Annotated in this window: 24 protein-coding genes and 1 CRISPR repeat array; of the genes, 7 read left to right on the top strand and 17 right to left on the bottom strand. The window is 27.0% G+C overall.

Annotation, left to right across the window (positions count from 1 at the left end):
* The first annotated feature begins 4 nt into the window (after nt 1-4).
* Entirely contained in the window at nt 5-865 is an 861-nt protein-coding gene (gene truA / locus ACPB8Q_RS06535; RefSeq protein ID WP_423792379.1) for a tRNA pseudouridine(38-40) synthase TruA, read from the top strand.
* Nucleotides 866-877: 12 nt separating this feature from the next.
* On the opposite strand, the gene ACPB8Q_RS06530 is transcribed toward truA, so the two are convergent.
* Nucleotides 878-1,159, bottom strand: a complete 282-nt coding sequence (locus ACPB8Q_RS06530; RefSeq protein WP_423792378.1) for an ArsR/SmtB family transcription factor — start codon at nt 1,157-1,159, stop codon at nt 878-880.
* Nucleotides 1,160-1,659: 500 nt separating this feature from the next.
* Nucleotides 1,660-2,423: a CRISPR direct-repeat array (repeat unit 30 nt; unit sequence GTTAAAATAAGACCGTCCCGGTATGGAAAT).
* Nucleotides 2,424-2,606: 183 nt separating this feature from the next.
* Here ACPB8Q_RS06530 and ACPB8Q_RS06525 point away from each other — a divergent pair.
* Nucleotides 2,607-4,124, top strand: a complete 1,518-nt coding sequence (locus ACPB8Q_RS06525; protein ID WP_423792377.1) for a homocysteine biosynthesis protein — start codon at nt 2,607-2,609, stop codon at nt 4,122-4,124.
* A 3-nt stretch (nt 4,125-4,127) separates the two neighbouring features.
* On the top strand, nt 4,128-4,523 hold the full coding sequence (locus tag ACPB8Q_RS06520) for a 4Fe-4S binding protein (RefSeq protein ID WP_423792376.1): 396 nt from the start codon (nt 4,128-4,130) through the stop codon (nt 4,521-4,523).
* Nucleotides 4,524-4,537: 14 nt separating this feature from the next.
* On the opposite strand, the gene ACPB8Q_RS06515 is transcribed toward ACPB8Q_RS06520, so the two are convergent.
* On the bottom strand, nt 4,538-5,092 hold the full coding sequence (locus tag ACPB8Q_RS06515) for a cyclic nucleotide-binding/CBS domain-containing protein (protein WP_423792375.1): 555 nt from the start codon (nt 5,090-5,092) through the stop codon (nt 4,538-4,540).
* A 163-nt stretch (nt 5,093-5,255) separates the two neighbouring features.
* A complete protein-coding gene (locus tag ACPB8Q_RS06510) occupies nt 5,256-5,903 on the bottom strand; it encodes a DUF5612 domain-containing protein (RefSeq protein ID WP_423792374.1) in 648 nt (215 codons plus the stop codon).
* 91 nt (nt 5,904-5,994) lie between these two features.
* On the opposite strand from ACPB8Q_RS06510, the gene ACPB8Q_RS06505 reads away from it, so the two are divergent.
* Nucleotides 5,995-6,216 (top strand): class III signal peptide-containing protein, encoded by a 222-nt coding sequence (locus ACPB8Q_RS06505; RefSeq protein ID WP_423792373.1) that lies wholly within the window; start codon nt 5,995-5,997, stop codon nt 6,214-6,216.
* 294 nt (nt 6,217-6,510) lie between these two features.
* On the opposite strand, the gene ACPB8Q_RS06500 is transcribed toward ACPB8Q_RS06505, so the two are convergent.
* The 11 genes from ACPB8Q_RS06500 to ACPB8Q_RS06450 all read right to left on the bottom strand — a co-directional run bounded on the left by ACPB8Q_RS06500 (nt 6,511) and on the right by ACPB8Q_RS06450 (nt 17,627).
* Nucleotides 6,511-7,671: an ATP-binding protein gene (locus tag ACPB8Q_RS06500; protein WP_423792372.1), complete on the bottom strand. Its 1,161-nt coding sequence runs from the start codon at nt 7,669-7,671 to the stop codon at nt 6,511-6,513.
* Nucleotides 7,672-7,673: 2 nt separating this feature from the next.
* Entirely contained in the window at nt 7,674-8,624 is a 951-nt protein-coding gene (locus ACPB8Q_RS06495; RefSeq protein ID WP_423792371.1) for a hypothetical protein, read from the bottom strand.
* Entirely contained in the window at nt 8,567-12,403 is a 3,837-nt protein-coding gene (locus ACPB8Q_RS06490) for a hypothetical protein (protein ID WP_423792370.1), read from the bottom strand. The genes ACPB8Q_RS06495 and ACPB8Q_RS06490 overlap by 58 nt, the downstream gene beginning before the upstream one ends.
* Nucleotides 12,393-12,902, bottom strand: coding sequence for a hypothetical protein (locus ACPB8Q_RS06485; RefSeq protein WP_423792369.1), 510 nt, complete (start codon nt 12,900-12,902; stop codon nt 12,393-12,395). The genes ACPB8Q_RS06490 and ACPB8Q_RS06485 overlap by 11 nt, the downstream gene beginning before the upstream one ends.
* A 12-nt stretch (nt 12,903-12,914) precedes the next feature.
* A complete protein-coding gene (locus ACPB8Q_RS06480) occupies nt 12,915-13,655 on the bottom strand; it encodes a hypothetical protein (RefSeq protein ID WP_423792368.1) in 741 nt (246 codons plus the stop codon).
* Entirely contained in the window at nt 13,652-14,578 is a 927-nt protein-coding gene (locus ACPB8Q_RS06475; protein WP_423792367.1) for a hypothetical protein, read from the bottom strand. Before ACPB8Q_RS06475 ends, ACPB8Q_RS06480 begins: the two co-directional genes overlap by 4 nt.
* 1 nt (nt 14,579) lies before the next feature.
* Nucleotides 14,580-15,155, bottom strand: coding sequence for a GNAT family N-acetyltransferase (locus ACPB8Q_RS06470; RefSeq protein ID WP_423792366.1), 576 nt, complete (start codon nt 15,153-15,155; stop codon nt 14,580-14,582).
* The gene (locus ACPB8Q_RS06465; protein WP_423792365.1) at nt 15,121-15,801 is read right to left on the bottom strand and encodes an acyl-CoA dehydratase activase; all 681 of its coding nucleotides are present in this window, start codon (nt 15,799-15,801) and stop codon (nt 15,121-15,123) included. Before ACPB8Q_RS06465 ends, ACPB8Q_RS06470 begins: the two co-directional genes overlap by 35 nt.
* A gap of 2 nt (nt 15,802-15,803) precedes the next feature.
* Complete coding sequence (locus ACPB8Q_RS06460) at nt 15,804-16,736, bottom strand: 2-hydroxyacyl-CoA dehydratase family protein (protein WP_423792364.1); 933 nt, start codon at nt 16,734-16,736, stop codon at nt 15,804-15,806.
* 191 nt (nt 16,737-16,927) lie between these two features.
* Entirely contained in the window at nt 16,928-17,326 is a 399-nt protein-coding gene (locus tag ACPB8Q_RS06455) for a hypothetical protein (RefSeq protein ID WP_423792363.1), read from the bottom strand.
* Complete coding sequence (locus tag ACPB8Q_RS06450) at nt 17,301-17,627, bottom strand: hypothetical protein (RefSeq protein ID WP_423792362.1); 327 nt, start codon at nt 17,625-17,627, stop codon at nt 17,301-17,303. The genes ACPB8Q_RS06455 and ACPB8Q_RS06450 overlap by 26 nt, the downstream gene beginning before the upstream one ends.
* A 201-nt stretch (nt 17,628-17,828) precedes the next feature.
* On the opposite strand from ACPB8Q_RS06450, the gene ACPB8Q_RS06445 reads away from it, so the two are divergent.
* From ACPB8Q_RS06445 to ACPB8Q_RS06435, 3 genes are all read left to right on the top strand, one after another.
* A complete protein-coding gene (locus tag ACPB8Q_RS06445) occupies nt 17,829-18,956 on the top strand; it encodes a hypothetical protein (protein WP_423792361.1) in 1,128 nt (375 codons plus the stop codon).
* Between the two features lie 11 nt (nt 18,957-18,967).
* Nucleotides 18,968-20,440: a (R)-citramalate synthase gene (locus ACPB8Q_RS06440; RefSeq protein WP_423792360.1), complete on the top strand. Its 1,473-nt coding sequence runs from the start codon at nt 18,968-18,970 to the stop codon at nt 20,438-20,440.
* Nucleotides 20,441-20,692: 252 nt separating this feature from the next.
* A complete protein-coding gene (locus ACPB8Q_RS06435; protein WP_423793425.1) occupies nt 20,693-21,385 on the top strand; it encodes a V4R domain-containing protein in 693 nt (230 codons plus the stop codon).
* A 2-nt stretch (nt 21,386-21,387) separates the two neighbouring features.
* On the opposite strand, the gene ACPB8Q_RS06430 is transcribed toward ACPB8Q_RS06435, so the two are convergent.
* Genes ACPB8Q_RS06430 through ACPB8Q_RS06420 form a run of 3 tightly spaced genes read right to left on the bottom strand, consistent with a single transcriptional unit; the run spans nt 21,388 to nt 22,678 of the window.
* Nucleotides 21,388-21,915, bottom strand: coding sequence for a DUF2096 family protein (locus ACPB8Q_RS06430; protein ID WP_423792359.1), 528 nt, complete (start codon nt 21,913-21,915; stop codon nt 21,388-21,390).
* A complete protein-coding gene (locus tag ACPB8Q_RS06425) occupies nt 21,912-22,193 on the bottom strand; it encodes a DUF749 family protein (RefSeq protein ID WP_423792358.1) in 282 nt (93 codons plus the stop codon). The genes ACPB8Q_RS06430 and ACPB8Q_RS06425 overlap by 4 nt, the downstream gene beginning before the upstream one ends.
* A gap of 2 nt (nt 22,194-22,195) precedes the next feature.
* A complete protein-coding gene (locus ACPB8Q_RS06420; RefSeq protein ID WP_423792357.1) occupies nt 22,196-22,678 on the bottom strand; it encodes a DUF2118 domain-containing protein in 483 nt (160 codons plus the stop codon).
* Between the last annotated feature and the right edge of the window lie 7 nt (nt 22,679-22,685).

Below are 22,685 nucleotides of genomic sequence, written 5' to 3'. Positions count from 1 at the left end.
TTAGATGTATATCTTTAAAGTTGCTTATGATGGGAGGTATTCATTTCAACAACAACCACATAAGGAGACAGTTTGTGATAAGATATTAGATACTTTTGAAGACCTTAACCTACTAAAAACTAAAAAAATTGTATATTCAGGAGGTAGGACTGATAAAGGAGTATCTGCTCTGGGTAATTTTGTAGTTTTAGATATTAATAATGAAATAGAAATAAATGAAAACACTATAAAGTATATCAACTATAAACTAAATAATTTTGGAATTTGGATATTGGGATATAAAGAAATAGAAGAAATACCAAAAGTTGAATATAGACATTATAGATATATCTTACCAAAAATTGGACAAGATATTGAATTAATGAAAGTAGGAGCTAAAAAATTAGTAGGGACTAAATCTTTTCACAACTTTTGTAAGAAAGATAAAAGTAAAGAAAAATCACCTATAAGGACAATATACAAAATAGATATTAAAGAGAATGAATTTTTTATTACTATTGATATTATTGGAGAAAGCTTTTTATGGCAAATGGTTAGGAAAATAGTTTCAGCATTAAATTTAGTTTCTTTAAAAGAAAAACCTATAAGTTGGATAGATAATCTCTTATCTAACAACTATAAAGAAAGTCCTCCTCCAGCAGTTCCAGAAGGATTAATATTAATTGAGGCAAAAGTAGATGTAGATTATAATTATAGTGAGTATATTCTTAAAAAGTTTAAAAACTACTGGTTTAACAACTACTTTTTAAATGTTATAAAAACAGGATTATCAAGGAGTATATTGGAGATGTGCCCCGGGGGAGCAAAGGGAACTCCTCGCGCCGGAGTGCTCGTTCCCCGCGGTTTCCCGGGGCTGAAAAAATAAAAAAATTTTTATCTATAATTCATCAACTAATTTTATGATTTCTTTAACTTTGTCATTAACTATGTAGTAGTAGTTCCAAGTTCCTTCTTTTCTTGCTTTAACAATTCCAGCTTTTTTTAAGATGTTTAAGTGATGTGAAATTGTTGGTTGTGGTTTTTTTAACTCTTCTATTATTTTACAAACACACATACTACCATTATCTGCTAATAACTTTAAAATCATTAATCTTGTTGGGTCTCCAAATGCTTTAAAGATTTCTGCTGCTCTTTCAAATTTTTCATAATCCAACTCCATAACTATCCCTCCAAATTTTATGTTATTTTTTTATTTTGATGTTTAACTTAATAACTAACTTTACTATATAAATAATACTATTATTTAAATATTTTGGTTGGTAATGCATATACTTCCATATATTCAGATAACAATTATCACGCTAAAAATTTTTATTTTTTGATTTTATTGGATTTTAGTTGTTTATTTTTAATTTAAATGATTTTTGGGGAAATACAGAGGGGGTCTGTATTTTTAATATTTTATATATTTAGATTATATAATTTATTGAGATTTTTTAGAGTTTTAAGTTGTTTCCTTTAATATTTGAAAATCCCTGATAAATTGGTTTAGTTTTTAGATATAAAAAATTTTTAATTGAAAAATATGGAATAGAAAGATTTTTATAAAAGTTCAAAGGTATATAAATAAATAGGGAAACCCACCCTTCGAAAATTTTAGTACCAAAAAGCTTATATATGAGAACGTTGCTATATTATTACGTATAAAATGTGCCTCCTGTTAAAATAAGACCGTCCCGGTATGGAAATTAAATTGGTGTATTTTGAAATCAATAAAGCAGTTAAGTTAAAATAAGACCGTCCCGGTATGGAAATATAATTGGCTTAATTTCCTCTGACTTATTAACGTTAAAATAAGACCGTCCCGGTATGGAAATTAGCTTCATTATTTTCAGCTTCACTTTTTTCATTATGTTAAAATAAGACCGTCCCGGTATGGAAATGACGGAACTAATTATGACACTGACACTGATTATACTTATGTTAAAATAAGACCGTCCCGGTATGGAAATTGTTCAAGAGCATAAAGAGCTTTTATATGAACATATCAAGTTAAAATAAGACCGTCCCGGTATGGAAATATTTGAAAACAATATGCTTAAAACATACTCATTTACAGTTAAAATAAGACCGTCCCGGTATGGAAATAAGCTTGTGCAACCAATTGAATACATTCTCCATAAAGTTAAAATAAGACCGTCCCGGTATGGAAATTGATTATGAGAATTTGAATGGAAAAATAGTTGATATTCAGTTAAAATAAGACCGTCCCGGTATGGAAATCAAAGAAAAATAAGCCAATTGTGGAATAAGTATAAAGTTAAAATAAGACCGTCCCGGTATGGAAATTTATGCCAAATTCCCCAATAGTCAAACACGTACTTATGTTAAAATAAGACCGTCCCGGTATGGAAATCTCATATCATACTTTGAAATTATATTTTTTCATAACTGTTAAAATAAGACCGCCTTGGTATGGAAATCTTTTTTATTGTTAAAATCGTATCACTTAGAGGACTAAAATTATTTTGTGCTTACAATCTTAATTATAAAATTCAAGTTTGTTCTATTTTATATCCATATATTCAAATTAAATAGTAGTAGCTTTTAAATATTACTTTTAAAACAAAACATAAATTTACCAAAAAAAGAAAAGGGATTTTTTTATGAAAACAATAAAACAAATAAATGAAAAAATTAAGAAAGGAGAGGCTGTTGTTGTTACTGCTGAGGAAATGATTAAAATTGTTGAAGAAGAAGGGGCAAAAAAAGCAGCTGAGTATGTAGATGTAGTTACCACTGGAACATTTGGAGCTATGTGCTCATCAGGGGTTTTTCTTAATTTTGGGCATGCAGACCCTCCAATTAAAATGCTAAATATCTATCTAAATAATGTTTTAGCTTATGGTGGATTAGCAGCAGTAGATACATATATTGGAGCTGCTCAACCAAATGAAGACCCTGATATTGATATAGATTATGGAGGAGCTCATGTAATAGAAGATTTGGTAAGAGGAAAAGAAATAGAGCTATATGCAGAAGGATATACAACTGACTGTTATCCAAGAAAGGAGATAAATATCAGAATTACCTTAGATGATGTAAATCAGGCAATTATGTTAAATCCAAGGAACTGCTACCAAACCTATGCTGCTGCTACAAACAGTAGAGAAGAGAAGATTTATACTTATATGGGAGTTCTCTTACCTGAATTTGGAAATATACACTACTCAGGAGCTGGACAATTAAATCCTCTACAAAATGACTATAATCCAAAAACTAACAGTTACAATACAATAGGAATAGGGACTAAAATATTCTTGGGTGGAGGAGTAGGGTATATAGTTGGAGAAGGAACACAACATAATCCTCCATTTGGAACTTTAATGGTTAAAGGTAATTTAAAAGAGATAAGTGATAAATTTTTAAGAGCAGCTACAATGCCTATGTATGGACCAACATTGTATATTGGTTTAGGGATTCCAATTCCTGTTCTAAATGAAGAAATAGCCAAAAGATGTGCTATAAGGGATGAGGATATTGAAGTTCCTATATATGACTATGGAGTTCCAAGAAGAGAAAGACCATTAATTGGAAAAACAACATATAAAGATTTAAGAAGTGGAAAGATTTGTTTAGAGGTAGAGATAGATAACAAAAAAGTTCTTAAAGAGATAAAAACTGGTTCAGTTTCAAGCTATAAAAAAGCCAAAGAAGTAGCAGAAGAATTAAAAAAATGGATATTGGAAGGAAAGTTTTTATTAACTGAAAGAGTAGCACCATTAGGAAAGGGAGAATGTAAGCCAATGAAATCTGATGTTATCTTAGTTAGAGATATAATGACAAAACCAGCTATAACTGCTAAACCACATATATCTATTGAAGAAGCTTCAAGAATATTAATGAAATATGATATTAACCATCTTCCTATTGTAGATGAAAATGGTATTTTATTAGGAATTGTTACATCTTGGGATATAGCTAAGGCCATAGCATTGGGTAAGAAGTCAATTGATGAAATAATGACTATAAATGTAATAACTGCCAAAGAAACAGACCCAGTTGAGATAGTAGCTAAAAAGATGGAAAAATACTCAATATCTGGAATTCCAGTTGTAGATAAAAATAACAGAGTTGTTGGTATAGTTACATCAGAAGATTTATCAAGATTAATAGGTAGATAAGATATGAAAAAGAGAATATACTACTGGACAGATTCAAAATATATAAGTAGGCCAGTTATTGCAGAGACTATATTGGAGACAGGAGCTAAAATAAATATTTTAAAGGCAAAAGTTGAACCTCAAGAAGCATTTTTAATTTTAGAAATTATTGGAGATGAAGAAACTATAAAAAAAGCTTTAGAATATTTATCTAAATATGGTGAGTTAGAAGAAATAAAAAATGTTATTAAAAGAGACTTAGAGAAATGTGTTCATTGTGGAGCTTGTATAACCCAATGTCCATTTGATTTAATATATTTCAAAGAAGATTTTAGTGTTGAATTTGATTATGAGAAATGTGTAGGTTGTAAAAATTGCTTAAAAGCATGTCCATTTAAAGCAATTGAAATTATTGAGTAAATTTAATTTAAAAATTATTTATTTTTAACAGTTATTTTTGATGATATTTGTTTATTGCTTTCATCTTTTTGGAGATGACTTTTGTCTTTAGAATCTTCTTCTTTTAACTCTTCTGATATAATATCATTTAGATAATCTACAAGCTCTTTTAGAGAATCTAATATGTATGGTAAAATTTCTATAAGCTCATTCTCTGTAACTATTCCTATTATTTTCCCATCCTTAACTATTGGTAACTTTGAAATTTTATGTTTTTTCATTATTTCTAAAGCTTTTTCTATTGAAGTATCTGGAGTTATTGTTATTAATTTTTTAGTAGCAATAGTATAAGCAGGTGCTTTTCTATCTCCTTTTTCTAATATAAGATACCTTATAATATCAGTTACAGTAACAATACCAACAGGATTATTGTTTTCATCCAATAAAATAGCAAAATTTTTTAAATTTTTTACCATTAGGTTGATTAATTCATCAATTGGCTTATTATATTTTACAAACATTGGTTTATTCATTGCCACTTCAACAGGAACATCTACCATACAAATCCCATAACAAGCTAAAATATACATTGAGATTTTTTCATTACAATTAATGATAGATTAGTTATTAGTTATTTATTATTTAAATACTATTCTATTAGGACATTAACTAATGTTCTCATATTAAAATCTCAGCTGTATTTTAATAGTTAGAACTAAGAGTATAACTTTTATAAATTTATAATTTATAAATTTATAAAACTTTCCCTCTAACTTTATTTATATCAAATTTAGCTGTTTTAGCTATTGCCATAGCTGCCAAAACGCCTGCCTGAATTGGGTCTCCAACAACTAAATCAGCTTCTTTTGGGACAGAACCAAACATTTTTAAGCTAATTATTGGAATTCCCTTACTTTTTACTTTTCTAACAGCTTCTGTTATTTTTCCTCCCATTAATGAGCCAGCTAAAACTAAAATTCCAACTCTTGGAAGTTTTAAAACAGCTTCAACTGCTTCAGCAATATTCTCCTCTCCAACTATTGGTAGTGTATCTACACTTATTCTTTCTCCTCTTATGTTATGTCTATCTGCTTCACTTATAGCTCCCTTAGCCACTTCTGCAACTTGTGCCCCTCCACCAATAATAATTATTCTCTTCCCAAATATCTTTTTTAGTGTATTGTGAATCTCATACTCCTTAATGTAGTTGCATTTATCAAGTTCTTTTTTTAATTGCTCTATATCTATATCCTCAACTTCCATATATATAAATCCATAATTTTCAGAGGTTATAAACTGTTGAGTATATAAAATATTACCTCCTAATTTTGCAATTACTCCAGTTAATTTATGTAAAACTCCAACTTTGTTCTCTGCTAATACACTTAATCCAATCTCCATACTCTCACAAAGGATAATAATTAATATAGTATACAATATAATTTAGTTGGTTAAGTATTTAGTAACAAAATTCTAAGAGGTTAGGATTTACGTGATAAATAAAGTATATTCTGAAAGAGGACAGATTTCTATGGAGTTAGCAATATTAATTTTAGCAGCAGTAGTAGTTTCTACAATTGCAGCATACTTCTATATAAAGGAAGTTAGAGATACTTGGAAACAAGTTGATGAATCAGTTAATAATGTAGTATCTGCACTAAATAATAAAACAATGAACATTACAAAGAAAATACAAGACAATATATTAAAATAATAGCATATATTTATAAATCAATAAAAAACAGATGATAATAATATGCACTGTTAGTATAAAACTGAGAAAGGACATAAATAATACAGAACAGAATTTCATTTAGGATTTTATTTATTTTATGAGCCGTATTGAGTCTTATATTTTATTATTTTTTTATTCAAATACTTTATAATTATCATTTAGGTTATTATTTATTGTCAGTATTGACTATATGTGATAAATACTATTTAACTCCATTCCTAAAATTAATAAAATTTTGTTAATTCCTGTTTTTCTATAAATAATTTCATATTTTTACTTTTCTCCTCCTCCATGTTTACTTTTTCTTGTTCTTATTTTTATAATTTTTAAGAATTCTTTTTCATCATCAATAAAAACACATTCTCCTTTATTTAAATCTTTAATATATACTTTTAGTTCCTTTCCCATATACTCTTGATTGAGCTTATTTAATGCATTTATATCTTCTCTATTAGTCACTTTATGAGCAAAGATTATATCACATTGACTTAAAACTTCATTGTCAATTGCTGATGGTTGTTGAGTAGCTATAACTAAATTTAACCCAGGCTGTCGTCCTTCCTTTGCCCATCTTATTAGAATTTCTTTTGATAATGTTGATTTCCCAGAAGGAATAAAATTATGTGCTTCGTCAATAAACAGCCAAACTTTTGGCATTTTTGATTGTAAATTTAACATTTCTTTTTTTCTTGCTTTCAATCGTTGATTAAATAAGTATTTTGCAATTATTGATACAATCAAATCTCTTAACCCATATCTTCCACTTTCAATAACACTTAAATCAATAACATTTATTGAATTTTTTTCAAAAATATTTTCTATTGGAATGTATTCATCTGAAAAAATTCCCCACTTTTTTGCCATGTTTAGACGATTTATTAATGCTTCTTTTGTAGATTCTTTTGATTTTGTATCCATCTCAACCTCATAAATAATATCATCTATTGTGAAAAAATCTTTTTCAATATTATCAATTGCCCTATACAAAGCAATTCCCATAATTTCGTTTATATTTAAATTGAATAAATCACACCATCCTTCTGCTGAGATATCAGAAGGATTCAAAAGAAGTTTTTTAAATTCTACTCCCCTATTTTCCATTTCTTTTATAACATCTTCGTCAAATCTTTCCTCTATTTCCCCAGGGACTATTAACTTAACAGGATATCTTTCTGGATATAAATCCCAATCCCAAAGTTCTTCTTCCTGTTCTTCATTTGGCTCTACCATAGTCCAAAATATCCCCATTGGGTCGATAATAATTTTTAGATACTCGGAGTATTTTTCTTGAAGTTCTTCAACTAAAACACCTAAAGTATAACTTTTTCCACTACCTCTTTTACCACAAATAAAAATTGCATGAGATTTTGAAGCATCTATATACACATCATCTCCTAATCTGTCTTTTAGTTTTTCTCTTCCAATAAATAACATAGCTACCCCTCAATTATAATTAAAGGCACAAAACACTCCTCAAATGAAATGTTTCCATGAGAACCTTTTCTATATTTTTTTGTAAAATCCCACTTTATACCATGGTCAGCAGTAATTACTATAAGATAAGGCTGATTAGTTTGATTTAGAATATCTCTTAAGATGTTTATATTTTCAAATATTTCTTTTATTTTATTAATTATACTTTTTTTACTAACTTCTCTTAACTTATGTGCATCATCATCTAATCCAATTTTATAAATTTGAATATATTTCTTTGATTGTTTATTTTTAACTATTATGTCGTGTATGTTTTCATCATAATAAAAAATGTTCTTTTCACTTATGTATCTAAACAAAATATCTGTTAATTTATTTTTTCTATTCCAATAAGTTTGTCCGTAGCCTTTATATCCAAACTTATAAAGTTCTTTTGCAATAGGTATGCCATTTTTTCCATAAACAATATTTTTAAGCCCATTTTCGGTTGTTGTTTTTCCATTGACAAATATTGGTTCAACATTATATTTTATGCTTGCATTTATATAGTCCCAATACGATAGTCCATCAATAAGATACAAAATAACAGTTTTTGGAGTTTTGGTATTAACATAATCAACGATATAATCTTTAATATCTCTTTGTGTCTTAACATATTTTTCAATTAGATGATATTTTTCACTAATAATTTTGTTTAATTCTGGTGTAAAAGGATTATGATTTATTTCATAAATAGGTAATCTATAATCAAATTTATCGGTTATAACAAATTTTTTCTGAGGAAGTTTTTTATTTGGGTTGTCTACCATTAACCAGAAATCATTATAGGAGATGTCTTCAAAATCAGAAAATAGAAGTGAAAGTTTATGTTTTATTTTTAAGTAACATGGAGTCTTTATTTTTTCCATCTTTTCCTTACAATTATTTCTATATTCTCCATATTCAATAGACATTTTAACGTCCCCTCGATAGGCATGTTTAAATGTTTTGTAAGTTCTTTAATGGAAATTTCACCATATTTGTTTAATAATTCTATTATTTTTATTTCTTCTTCTGACTTACCAGATTTATTTTTTTCAATAATTTCTCTTTTTATTTCTTTTCTAGTCTTCTCTATTTCTTCCCATATATCAAGTATATTTGATTTTATTTCTTCAACAGCAGTTATTAAATTATTTTTTTCTATAATTTCTATATTTATATTGTCCAATTTATCTTCTATTTCCTTTAGTATAGTTATATAATTTTCATTATTACCCAATTTAACCTCTACTTCAGTTTTTAATGATATAATATAGTCATGTAACTTGTTTAAAATTTCTTGGAGATACAACCTCACATTTCTTACAAGATTTTGGTATGCTGTCTCTCTATCTTCAATACTAAATGCTTCTCTGTATGAATACGGAGAAACATCTAACGATTTTAGTGTTTGAGATAAGATAACCATTTTTGTTTTTATTTCATCTTGAATCTTATTAAATTCGTTTCTTAAATTACTTTCTTTTTTCTTTATGTCTTTTTCTATTAATTCTATATCTTTTTCAACGTCCTTATCCATGTTTAGATAATCCCACCCATCTCTTGCAAAGTTAGTTATTATTTCGTCTATTAGTTCGTTAAATCTTTCATATTCTTCATCAATATCAATATAATCCTTATAGGAATCTATTTTTTCATGTAATTCTTCTAATTTTCTAAGAATTGCTAACCAAGATTTAAATTTATTATATTTTTCATTAATGTCAGTATGTTCTTTTCTTAAACGTTCCATTTCTTTATTTGCAATATTTAAAATCTCGGCAAGAGTTTCAATATCTCTTGAAGAGTTTATTTTTTCTCTCAATTCCAATAAATCTCTCGATATCTTATTACATTTCTTTTTTGTTATCTTTATTTGTTCTTCTAAATGCTTAACAATTCCCCCTAATGAATAATGGGTCTTTATAATATCCTCTTTTATGTCATCTATTTTCTTTTTTAGTCCTTCTGTTTTTTCCCTTGTTTTTATGATTTCATTTAGTAGTTCTTCCTTATTTTTATCTATTTCATTTTTAATCATCTTATGATATCCTTTTAATGTTTTTTCCCAACTTTCCAAAAGTTCTAATTCTTTGTATAATAAATCAGAATCATTTTGGTTCTTAATTTCATCTTTTTTAGATAATTTTATGGGGATGTTTGGGATATCTTTTCCATATTTTTTATAAAGATTGGCAACTTTCTTCGCAAGTTTTTCAATTTCATCAAATTTATTTAAAACATCAGTGTTTGTTATCTCCTCAAGTTTGAATATATATCCTTTATCAATTTCAATGTATTTCCTACTTTCAAGGATTTTTAAAATTTCTTCGACTTCTTCTGGAATGTATCCCAAATTAATTCCATAATTAATTATTACATCAATACTTATTGGTTGTGTCCATTTTTCAATGAATTCTTTTAATATCCTTTCTTCAAGTTGATGCTTTTTTAATTTAACCTTAATTTTTTCTCCTTTACCCCAATATTCCAAATATATCAAGTCCTTCCATTTTCCATTTTTACATTCATCATCGAATCCTGCAACACTTGGATTCTTACTTCCAGTCAATTTAGAAACTAGTTCTTTTTTAGTAGTTTCAAATTCTTCACCCCTTCTTTTTGAAATTGAAAGTGATTCCAATAAAATTCTATATCTCTCTAAATCTCTATGCCAGTTTGGAGAATGAATTAATGTTCTATAATCTTTAAATTTATATTCACAAATTCTATTAAATATTTCTTCGACTATTTTTTCTTGTCTTTTCCTTAACTCGTATTTTTCTGCCAACTCATCAGAAAACAAAAATCTTTTTAAATATCTTACAAGAATAGACCTTAATGCATTAATTTCACCCCCATACTTTGCATATTCATCTTCTTTTTCTTTTATTTTGTCAAAGTAATCTAAAAGACATAACATAAACATTGGCGTAACTTCTTGTGGTTTAACATATTGTTGAAGTTTTTTCAAATCTCCAGGTAATTTATCTTCTCCAACTTTCTTTAAAACATCAAATTTAAAGATAACTTCTCCATTTTTATAGTTAATTATCAAATCGTTATTTTCTATGTTTTTATCTAATATAAATTTAAATTCAACATCTGGTGACTCATTATTAACCAAATTTTTAATAAGCGTCATTTCTTTTTCTTTAAGTTCTTTCCTCAAAGAATATATCCCAACAATTCTAAAAGGATATTTTGGATTAAATGTCCCAGTTAGTTGGTGATAATATCCATTACTTATTGGGTATTTTTTATCAAATCTCCACCCTACAATCTGAGATCCTTTTTTCTTTGGGAAAATTTCAGGTAATATATAATTTATAAAAGCATTAATCATCTCGTCCTCCCAAGATTCATCAAATACACTTCTAAATTTCCTTATATGCTGTTCGACATAGCCATCTGGTGTTTCGTCTAATAATCCTCTTAGAGTATATCCCTCAAGTGCATAAACAATCTCAGTTCCATAATAAGCATCTGATAGTTCTTCATACTCATCATATAAGCCATACTTTTTTATCATTTCTTCACTTATTCCTCTCGGGAATGCCCCTAATAATTTAATAACATTTCTTTTTTCTTCGGAATTAACTTTCTTCAATGATAGCCCCTCATTTAAAGCATCTAAATATTTTTGTTGTATGTATGCGATTTTACCATTTAAAATATCATTAACAAAATCAAACACATTGTATGGCTCAAATTTTTCTTTATATTTCATACAAGCACATTTAAATGCCCCTATGACAGTTCTTGGACCTTTTCCTAAATCATCTCTTGAAGATATTTCTCCAATACTTCTTAAACAGTCCTTTGTTATAATATCATAAGGATTAAATTGTAAAAGTTCTCCATATTTTTTCCATAATTTTTCTGCAAAATCTACATTGTATATATTTACTAAATTTAAGTAAAATCCATCTTTTCGTAATCTGTCAATTAAATCTCCTGCTCTTATATTTAAGTCCTCTTCTTGATAATCAGGAATTATGAATAAAATACCTAATCCTATATTGTTAATACTAAGTTCGAAAATAAAGTTTCTTAAATTATTAATAGTTTCCATATTTTTTATTCCTTGCACTTCATCTACAAAAATTGCCAATCCATCAAAATGTTTTTTTATAATCTCATTCATCTCTTTTAAAAAATTCATCAAGTCCTTTGGTGTCATTGATATAATTAGTTTACCTTTTTCTATGAAATTATTAATTATTCTTTTTGCTTCATCTCTCGTTAAGTGTTCTTTTTTTGCCAGTTCATCTATTTCTTTTTCTATACTTAGTGTTTTATATTTTCTATAAATTTTTTCAATTTTGTCCACATATTCAGGATATTTGTATTTATAAACATATCTAGTCCATCCATAAACTGCGTCCATTATTGTATCAAGCTTTCCATCAAATTTAAATGGAGGGATGGAAAAGATGTTATTCTTTTTACAATATTCCCATAAACTTAATGCTTTACTTGTCTTTCCATAACCAAAAGGAGCGGAAATATAACCTTTTACAGTTTTTCCTTTTTTAATTTCTCTCACAAATCGCTTATCAAATTCTTCATTATCAACTTTTATATAGGTTTTTAAATGATTTTCATACTTATCTGCAACTGAATCTGGTTCATTTATTAAATTTTCGGCTGATTGTGTATCTACTACTGGACTTTTATTTATTATAAATTCTAATACACTAATATTCATATACCCTCCCCTTAAAAATGTTCCATAAATCGATATCATTTATTTTCAAATTTTGAATGTTAGTATTTATATTTTCTCCAATAATTGGAGATAGATTATTTAAAACATGTTCTACATCATTTAAATCTAACTTTAACTCTATACCATAATCTAAAATTTTCTTTCTTGAAATGTAAATTACTTTATTGGTTTTTAAGGAGACCATCCTTCTAATCTCCCTTCCATCCTTCAATGAGCCATTATCAATAATTGCATTTATTTTTGTCTTTACTTTATAATTTCTAAATGCATCTTCATTTTCAAAATATATAAAGTTGTTATTTTTTGCAAATACCCATCCTAAAAATGTTTTCCCTACTCCTCTTTTTCCATAAAGATTAATAACATCATCATAAATAAGATACTCTTTTAATATATTATACGCATTTTTCTGACTATTTGTTAGCCAATTAAAAGAATAATTATTTTTGATATAGTTTATTAGTACAATATAATCCATTATTTTCCCCTTTTATAAGATATCATTAAAACTCCAAGCTCTTTTTAATCTTATATACTTCCCAAATGCCTTTATCGATATTTCCACAAAATCATACATAAATCCAAGTTCCTTTAAATGATTGTCCAACACATCTTCATCAATTAAACAAAATTTACAAAGTTCTTCAATTTTTTCACTATCCAAAAGCATTAATGAACCATATTCCTCTCCCCATTGTTTTTTATAAAGATAATCCACTCCCCATAATAAGAGATGTGGTTGACAATAATCTCTGAGGTTGAATATGTTATTTTCATCTATTGGAGAAGGGTATAAAGATTTAATAAAATTAATTGCTCCACGAACACTATTGCTACTAAATGATATACTTCCCAAACCTTCATTAAATGCTTTATCTTTAACTTTTTGTTCAATATCGTTGTAATTTATTTTTTTATCCTTATATTCTTCAAATAATATATGAATTACACTTCTATATGACCATCCAATTGGTAAAGATGATGAATAGAGCTTATAATGAAGATAATTATTAAATATTACCTCATCCATTTTCAAAAGGTTTTCAATCTCATTTTTATCTTCTCTATTAATAAGTTTATTCATAATTGTATAATTATCATCTATAATGCTGGGTTTTATATTTAAAAACACTTCTTTAAGTTCTGATTTTTTAGCATTTGGACTGTATTCAATAAATTCTCTAATAATTGATGGTTTTGCATTATGTTGAATGTGATATCCCCTACTCATTCTTTCACCATTTCATAAAGCACTATTATATTATGTAATGACCGATATATCTTATATTTTTTTAGATTGGCAATATTTTTACAAAAATAACACCTATGCCCATTTCTAAGATTTTCAATCATATCTTCATAACCTATGTAATTTTTTGAAGATATTCTTCCAGATTTTCCAGTTATGTTAATAGTTCTCGAACCTGGAAAAAATATGTCTCCAAATCCTCCAGCTTTATCCCAACCACTACTATCAAAACTATCAACATAGTCTTTAATTTTATTTACAGAACTTCCTCCACCAATACCAAAGGCATGTAACTCAAATCCATAATCTCTTGCTAACATAGACAAATATTTTAAGTTTTCTAAACTTTCTTTTGTTAGTCGATTAATCTGATTATTCTTTCCACAAGTTCCAAAACTTCCAAAACCTATTCTTTTAACATTCAAATCAGCATAATTTTTGATACAATAATAGATTTGTTCTTCATTAATGCCCTGAACAACAGGAACAAATTTTTTCTCTATTTTTCCATTAAATTCTTCTGCAAAACTCTTTGCAAAATAAACTGTCTCATGGACTTTTCCCCAAGCAATATTTATACTATCAGATGACACTGGTGGAGAATCTGGTAGAACATACCAATCTCCCCATTTATTGTTTTCATAAAATTCCCTTAAAAAGGAAAACAGTTGATATATTTCAAACTTTCCCTGTTGAACATAATAACCACCACTATCAAACATAATAGTTGTTTTATATTTTCTTTTTAAATTTTTAATTTCTTTTATAGTCCCTTCTGATGAAACTATCGGTGTAAAAATCACATTTTCAAAAGCCCATTTTTTTGGTTCGTGTTTCTTTAAAAGTTCAACCATTTTTCTAATTTGTCCTGGAGAAATGGTCAACGATGCAAAAAATTCCACCATTTTATCCCTCTAAATATTTAGCCATTAAAACTAAATCTTTGTCCCTTCTTGTATGATTTTTTAAAATTCCTTCAATTACAAATCTATTTTTTATAAAAAATCTTAGTCCATTCTCATTTATTTTTGGAACTTCTGCATATATTTTTTTCTTTTTTAATTTTTTAGCTTTTTTCTCTAAAAATTGAATAAAATATCCTCCAAGAGATTTATCTTTAAATTTTTTATCTACTGCAATGTAATTAATTTTCAAATAATTTGGTCTCTCTCCATAAACCATAACTCCAATTAAATCATCCTTATAAAAAATTCCAGCTACATTTATAGTTTTAGATGTTGCAATCCACTGTTTTATTGATGATTTATAAATAAAACCCCAAATTTCTCTGTAATTTAATAAAATCTCCTGAACTCTATCAACATAATTAACATCATAAATATCTTTAACTACAATTCCATTTTTAATTTTTTCTATTCTTTTAGATAGCTTTTTACATTTGTTATTACTTTCAATTAATTCAAATTTTTTGTATAAATCGTAAATTTCAAAGATGATTTTTTGTTGAGTATTTAATTCCATATTTTCTCGCCCCTATTGCATTTATAAATTGCGGATTTTTAGGAACATAAACTTCTTTCTCAGTAATTTCTTTAAAATATCTCACAAATGCTTTATTTTCTGCAACTCCACCAATTAGAGTAAGAGTTTCACATTCATAGGGATTAATATTAGCTATTTTCTTTGCTATAGTGTAATTTACAGATGCTATAATATCTTTAATAGTATAGCCACTCACGAGGTAGTTAATTATTTCTGAAATTGAAAAAACAGCACAAGTATTATTCAAGTTTAGAGGATTTTTTGAATAATATTTTCCAAAATCTTCGATAGGAACATTTAAATACATTGCTATAGTTTGTAAAAATAATCCAGTCCCTGCTCCACATTTATCATTCATTATAAACTCTAATGTTTTTGTGTTTATTATCTTTGTATCTTGTCCCCCAATATCGATTATAACTTCAACATCTTTATCAATTCCATATATAGCAGCAGTAATTTCAGTTATGTAATTTTTAAATCTCTTTCTAAAATATCCAGTCGCAAAAGATTCTTCATTATTATATTTTTCTAATATTTCATTTAATTTAATTATTGGATATTTTTTAAAACTCTTCCCGTCTACGATTTTTATGTTTGTTGAACCAACATCAATACCTATCATGGCTATCCCAACAATTCTATAAATGCTTCTATCCTTAACTTTGTTTGTTCAGGTGTTTTTTGAGGAATATCCCCCTCTATTGTTAGCATGGGATAATCAATAAATTCTCTGAGAATTTCATCTTCCAATTTATGATGGCAACACATTTGGGTATAATGAATTACTCCATCGACCTTTCTTTTTTTTAGCTCTCTCTTTATAATCTTTATCCTTTTATTTATATGGTTAGCAAATGTGTATGTTGAATATGTATCTACAATACTCTTTATTGAATATCCTCCCATTCTTATAAACTCATAAGGTAGCTCATTATAAACACAATGTACATTTATTTCATTTAAATATTCATAAAAATCTATAAAAATTGGAGGAATTCCTATTATAGCAATTCTATGACTATATTCGACATTTTCATCTTTGTTTAATAAATTATTGATTTCTTTTTTATATACGTCTGGATTTCCTTTTAAATCGCTTGCAGAGATTATAGTATAAAACGCATCTTTCCCATTTATTTTGTCTTTGTAGCATAATTCATCGACTTTTTTTACAAGTTTCTTTATTTTGTAAACTTCTCTTAAAATATCTTTATCAACATCTCCTCCTAAAAAATTAATAAGTTTTTTTATTTCATTTTCAAAGTGCTTTTTATCTCCAAATTGATAAAAGAAATAATGTGTTGGAATTTTTTTCTTTAATTCTATCTTTTCAGCATCAACAAGGGAATTTTGGCAATCTCCACCTGCAACAACAATTAATTTATCAATTTTAATTTTATCCTCTAAAATTAAGTCCCTCCATGTAGCAGTCCAGGCACATAGTTTATTTTTTGGAGTTATATTAGATTGTGGAACAAAGTTGTTTAAATCTAAAGGTGTATGATTTGTTGCGTAAATAATCTCAGGTGGAACTATTGCTGTAATTCCAACTTTCATACTCTCACCAAAAAATAACAAAAAATAATTTCTATATGTGTAAGGTTGTCGAAAAAACATAAAAATGTATAATGAAGTAATAAAAAATATGAGTGAAGAAAAATGCAAAAAAAGACCCGGATACTGGAAAAGATACAATAGAAGATATAGGAAGTATGATACAGTAACGTTATATAACTTTATTTTAGGTATTATAAATAATTTATGTAAAGAAAATCACAAAATTTAGCTTTATTTTCGTTGAAGTCCTTTTTAAACATATCTTCTATTTTAACATCTTTACCGAAAACTTCAATTTTTATGTTTTTTCTGATTCTACCAATATAATTGATTCCCAATTCATTACATCTCCTTAAAATTTTCTTTATTGTTACAAAACCATCACCAACGACCGTTTTCTTAATAATTTTAGATATTGATTCTATAATTCTTAAATATACATCAGTCGATTTAATATTCCTTGGTTTTATTGTGGTGTATATCGTATAATCCTTTTTTTTATTAAAAATACAGCAGTTTATTTGTTCTTGATATAATTTTTTATGATTTTCTACGTAATTGTATCTAATAGAACTGCCAAACAAATACATTTTTACTATATCTTCTCAATAAGGTTGAATCAATTATTATTGAAAATTTAAATTTACGATTATTTAAAATGTTGGGAAGGTTTAGTAGATGAGTATAAAAGCAGTTCTCAATTTCCGATAGCTTTTGAAGTTTTTTGATTATGGTTGTTCGATGAATTTCTAAAATCTCTCCAGATATTGCTTTAATTGTCTTTATCTCGGTTAAAGTTCTAACCAAGCAGTAATCTACCAAGTTATCCGAATTGGCTATACCTAAAGTATTTAAACCATTAACGAGTAATTCTTTAAGTGTGGTTAGCATGGGAGTTTCATATGTTTTTAGTAGTGTATTTAAATCGATACTATTTTATTTTTTTGGTTTTAAAATCGATAATAAGAATTCACACTATCAGTTAAATAAAGAAAGGAATACCGTAATCATACTGTCAGTTACAAAATACAAGACAATATATTAAAATAATAGCATATATTTATAACATATATTTGTAATTTGGGAGCTAATATGATAATTATAAAGCATGATAGATATGATAAACTAATATGGGAGAAATATAGGGACTCAATTAATCCCTATTTAGATGAGGATTTAATGGAAAATATCTTCTATCTATTTTATAAATACAACATTGAAATTTTAAGGAACAATGAGATAATTGAAAAAATAAAATCAAACAAAAAATTTAAGAATATAAAAAATATAACTACTTTGAGTGAATACTACTCCATATTAGCAACTGACTATTTTTGTAAGAAAATAAGTGAAGAAAGAAAGGAAATAAATGAGATAATTGAAGATTTAGAGGATTATCTTGAAAGTCTATTGTCTGTTAGTTATGGATATGGACAAGGTGATAAAACTTATTTAAATCCTAAAAATAAGTTAGAGCTCTCTAAAAAGATAGCAAAAAACAGAAAACTAAAAGAACTTATTAAAATTCTTGGAAAATTTAGAAAAATAGCTTTATCAAAATATAGATACAAAATAAGACAAACATCAAAAGAGAAATATGAAATAACTTTGGGAGATAGTTTAAATAATCTCATACTTTCAGAATTAAAAAATTTAACTGATGATTACTTATATCTTGACTTTTTAAGGAGATATACTGAGAAAAAGCTATTAAACTATAAATTAGATATCTCAAAAAATGTTGGTGATTTTATAATTTGTTTGGATTTAAGTGGCTCAATGAGAGGCAATAAAGAGCTTTGGGCAAAAGCAATAACTATAAGTTTGTTAGAGGTAGCTATAAAAGAAAAAAGAAAATGTAAAATAATTATTTTTGATGATGATGTTAGGGAGATATTGGAATATGAAAAAATAAACTTTGATGATATTATATATATTGCTTCTATATTTTATGGTGGTGGAACTAACTTTGAAAAACCTTTAAAAAAAGCTTTGTCTTATAATGGTGATATTGTATTTATTACAGATGGAGAATATGATTTATCATTAGATGATATAGAGCAAATAAAAAACATCATAAAATCAAAAAATATAAAAATATACTCAATATGTATCAATACAAGAATATCAACAACTTTAAAGCAGATTTCTGATAATACTATAAATATTTATGAACTAACACAAAAATCAGCTGATTCTGTATTTAATAAAGTTATATAGAGGGACTTAATATGAAATTTAGAGTATTTGACACAACATTAAGAGATGGAGAACAAACACCTGGAGTTTCTTTAACACCATCTGAAAAATTGGAAATAGCAAAACATTTAGATGAGTTAGGAGTTGATGTAATAGAAGCTGGAAGTGCAATAACATCAAAAGGAGAGAGAGAAGCTATAAAATTAATAGTTAAGGAAAATTTAAATGCTGAAATATGTTCATTTGTTAGAGCTCTACCTGTGGATATTGATGCAGCATTAGAGTGTGAAGTTGATAGTGTGCATTTAGTTGTGCCATCCTCAGATATTCATATAAAATATAAGTTAAAAAAACCAAAAGAGGAAGTTTTAGATTCTGCAATTAAAGCTGTTGAATATGCAAAAGACCATGGATTAATTGTAGAGTTATCAGCAGAAGATGCTACAAGAGCAGATATAAACTTTTTAATTAAATTGTTCAAAGAGGGAGAGAAAGTAAAAGCTGATAGAGTGTGTGTATGTGACACTGTTGGAGTTTTAACACCTCAAAAATCACAAGAGCTATTTAAAAAAATATGTGAAGAAATTTCTCTTCCTGTGTCTGTTCATTGTCACAATGATTTTGGTTTAGCTGTTGCAAACACTTGCTCAGCTCTGATATCTGGAGCTCAACAATGTCATGTTACAATAAATGGAATTGGTGAGAGAGCTGGTAATGCTGCTTTGGAAGAGGTTGTATGTGCAATGAAGTTTTTATATGGTTATGATACAAATATCAAGTTAGAGAAGCTTTATGAAGTTTCAAGAGTTGTAGCAAGATTGATGAATCTCCCCGTTCCTCCAAACAAGGCAATAGTTGGTGATAATGCATTTGCCCATGAAGCAGGAATTCATGTAGATGGATTAATTAAAAATACTAAAACTTATGAACCAATATCTCCAGAAATTGTGGGAAATAAAAGAAGAATAATCTTAGGAAAACATTCAGGAAGAAAAGCTTTAAAATATAAATTAGAGCTAATGGGTATTAAAGTTTCAGAAGAAGAACTTAACAGGATATATGAAAAAATAAAAACTCTTGGTGATTTAGGGAAATATATTACTGACCATGACTTAATGGTTATAGTTAATGAAGTATTAGGAAGAGCAACAGAGGAAAAGATAAAATTAGATGAATTAACAGTAGTATCTGGGAATAAAATAACTCCAATAGCATCTGTTAAACTTCACTACAAAGGAGAAAATATAACATTGATAGAGACAGCTTATGGAGTAGGACCAGTAGATGCTGCTATAAACGCTGTTAAAAAGGCTTTAAGTGGAGTGGCAGATATAAAATTAGAGGAGTATAAAGTCAATGCTATTGGTGGAGGAACAGATGCATTAGTTGAAGTTTCTATAAAATTAAGAAAAGGAACTGATATTGTTGAAGTTAAAAAATCTGATTCAGATATTATAAGAGCTTCAATAAATGCAGTTATGGAAGGTATTAATTTGTTAATTTGAATTAGTAATATGTCGTTTAATAAATAAAAAATTATAAATAGGAATTAGATTATTATTCTAATATCCAAATAATGACTACATAGAAATAGTTTTAATAAAGAATATAAAGAATAAATATAAAAAAAATATAAAAAATATAGATAACTTAAAATATTGGTATAGCTTTTATATTATTCTAAACCTTAATTATTATTAATTGTTATGCAACATTGTATTATTGAATTTTGTTATTATATGAAAAGGGGTATAGAGATGGTAACACCTATAAAGCTTATAGAGATGCTCAAAATTATTGATAACAGAGCTAAATTTATGGGTATTAAACTAACAATGATGAAAAACTTACTTGAAAAATATAAAGATGACAAGGAACTATTAAAAGAAGTATTAAAATTAACTGAAGGTACAAGATTACATGATTTAATTTTAGAAGCATATCCTCCATTAGAAGAATTGGAAAAAGAATTAAAAGAAGAGGAATTTAAATCATCAATAATAGTGTCAAAAACTGAACCTATATCCAAAGAAAAGAAAGAGCAATTTTATTTTACTGGAGCCCCTCCATTAGTTGTATATATCAAAGATTATTTAAGAAAATTTTATTTTGGTAGTAATATTAAAAAAATATTTTATGATTTAGGAAAAAATTATGCATTATTTCTAAATTTAAAAAATTATGATGAAATGAAAGAATTTATGAAAAAAGAATTTGGGGAAGTTACTATAGAAATGTCAGAGCCATTAATGATTACTGTCAAAAATAATAAGGAGGCCTTAAATTATAGGTCTAATGAACCTGTGTGTTATATAACTGCCGGTTTCTTAGCTGGATGTTTAGAAAATATAGCTGATAGAAAATATATTGTTGAAGTTGTTGAAGAAAAATGTATTAGTGTAGGAGACCCATATTGTGTTTTTATTGTTAAAAAGACAAGAGTTGTATAATGTTAGTCACTCTTTTTTAATAAGATACCAAAATCTTTTAGTGCTCTTTTTACTCTCTCTATATCTCCCTCAATAACTACTTTCTCATCATCTTTATATTCAAATATAACACCATGCCATTCTCCTAAATCAATAGCTCTCTCTTCTTCAATATATTTGAGTAATTTAATTCTTATGCTTTCAACATTACCTCTTCTTTTAACATCTGTATCAAATTTTGTTTTTGGTAAAGGAAATTCTACATCTAACTCTCCAGTTATTGCTTTCTCTAACTTTTTTAAATATTTGTTCATTAATTCTTCATCACACAAGGAAAATAAATAAGATTGAGCATAATTTAATTCTTTTTCAGCTTTAGCCAAAGTTTTTACTGTTGTGTGCTCATCTAAAATGTAGTATGTCAATATGGCCTTTGATAACCTCAACTTTTCAAAAACAATCTCAGGAACTTTTATATCTTTTTTAACTAACTCAGCAGCCAACTCTGACAAAACTACCCATACTTTATCTAATCCCCTTGTATCTTTCATTTCAAACCATCTATAAATCTTTTTAAAGATTTTTCAGAATCATAATTAATTATAACATTTAACTCTCCAAACTCATTCTTAATATCTTCAATTTTAGTATCCTTATCTATAAAAAATACATGATAGCTTGTAGTGCCTTCTATGTTGAATAGAGCTACATAATCATTATCTTTATATTTTCTATTTTCATATATTGCTCTCAACTTTATAAACTCTTCATATCCTGAATTAATAGCCTCTCTTACAGTAAATACTGCTATTAGTTTAGCAACAAACATAATTAAACCTCAATTTCTTTATCTGGGAGTATGTAAAATTTATAGTTTTCTCTCCCAGATTTTGTTGGGATTTCCTCTAAGAAAATAACTAATCCAGTTACAGGAGTATTTACAAATCTAATCTCTCCTTTACCTGTTTGAATAGCTGCTAATCTATGATTTTCTAAAATTCTACATCCAAAATCAACAATTGGATAAACTTTATAACCCTCAGCCATAATTTCTAAAAGTTTAGTTCCTTTTTTTAGATATATTATTTGTTTAGCTCCCCCAACTTCATAATAAAGCAAGATATCAGAAAGAAGTTCATTCATAAGAATATAGTTTGGAAAGTCATCATATATTATTTTATATAGAACTTTTCCATCTCCTTTATAGTCTTCATTTTCATCTAAAAATTTTATAATTTTTCCATCTCTTTCTATAACAACTCTCTTATTCTCATGTTTTTTTGGATTTTCTACATACAACTCTGGGAACTTCATGATATCA

The sequence above is a fragment of the Methanocaldococcus indicus genome (genome assembly GCF_049554935.1).
Classification (GTDB): Archaea; AGJL01; Methanococci; order Methanococcales; family Methanocaldococcaceae; genus Methanocaldococcus; species Methanocaldococcus indicus.
The sequence above is the reverse complement of the archived record's forward strand: the minus strand, read 5'-3'. Positions and strand labels throughout refer to the sequence as shown.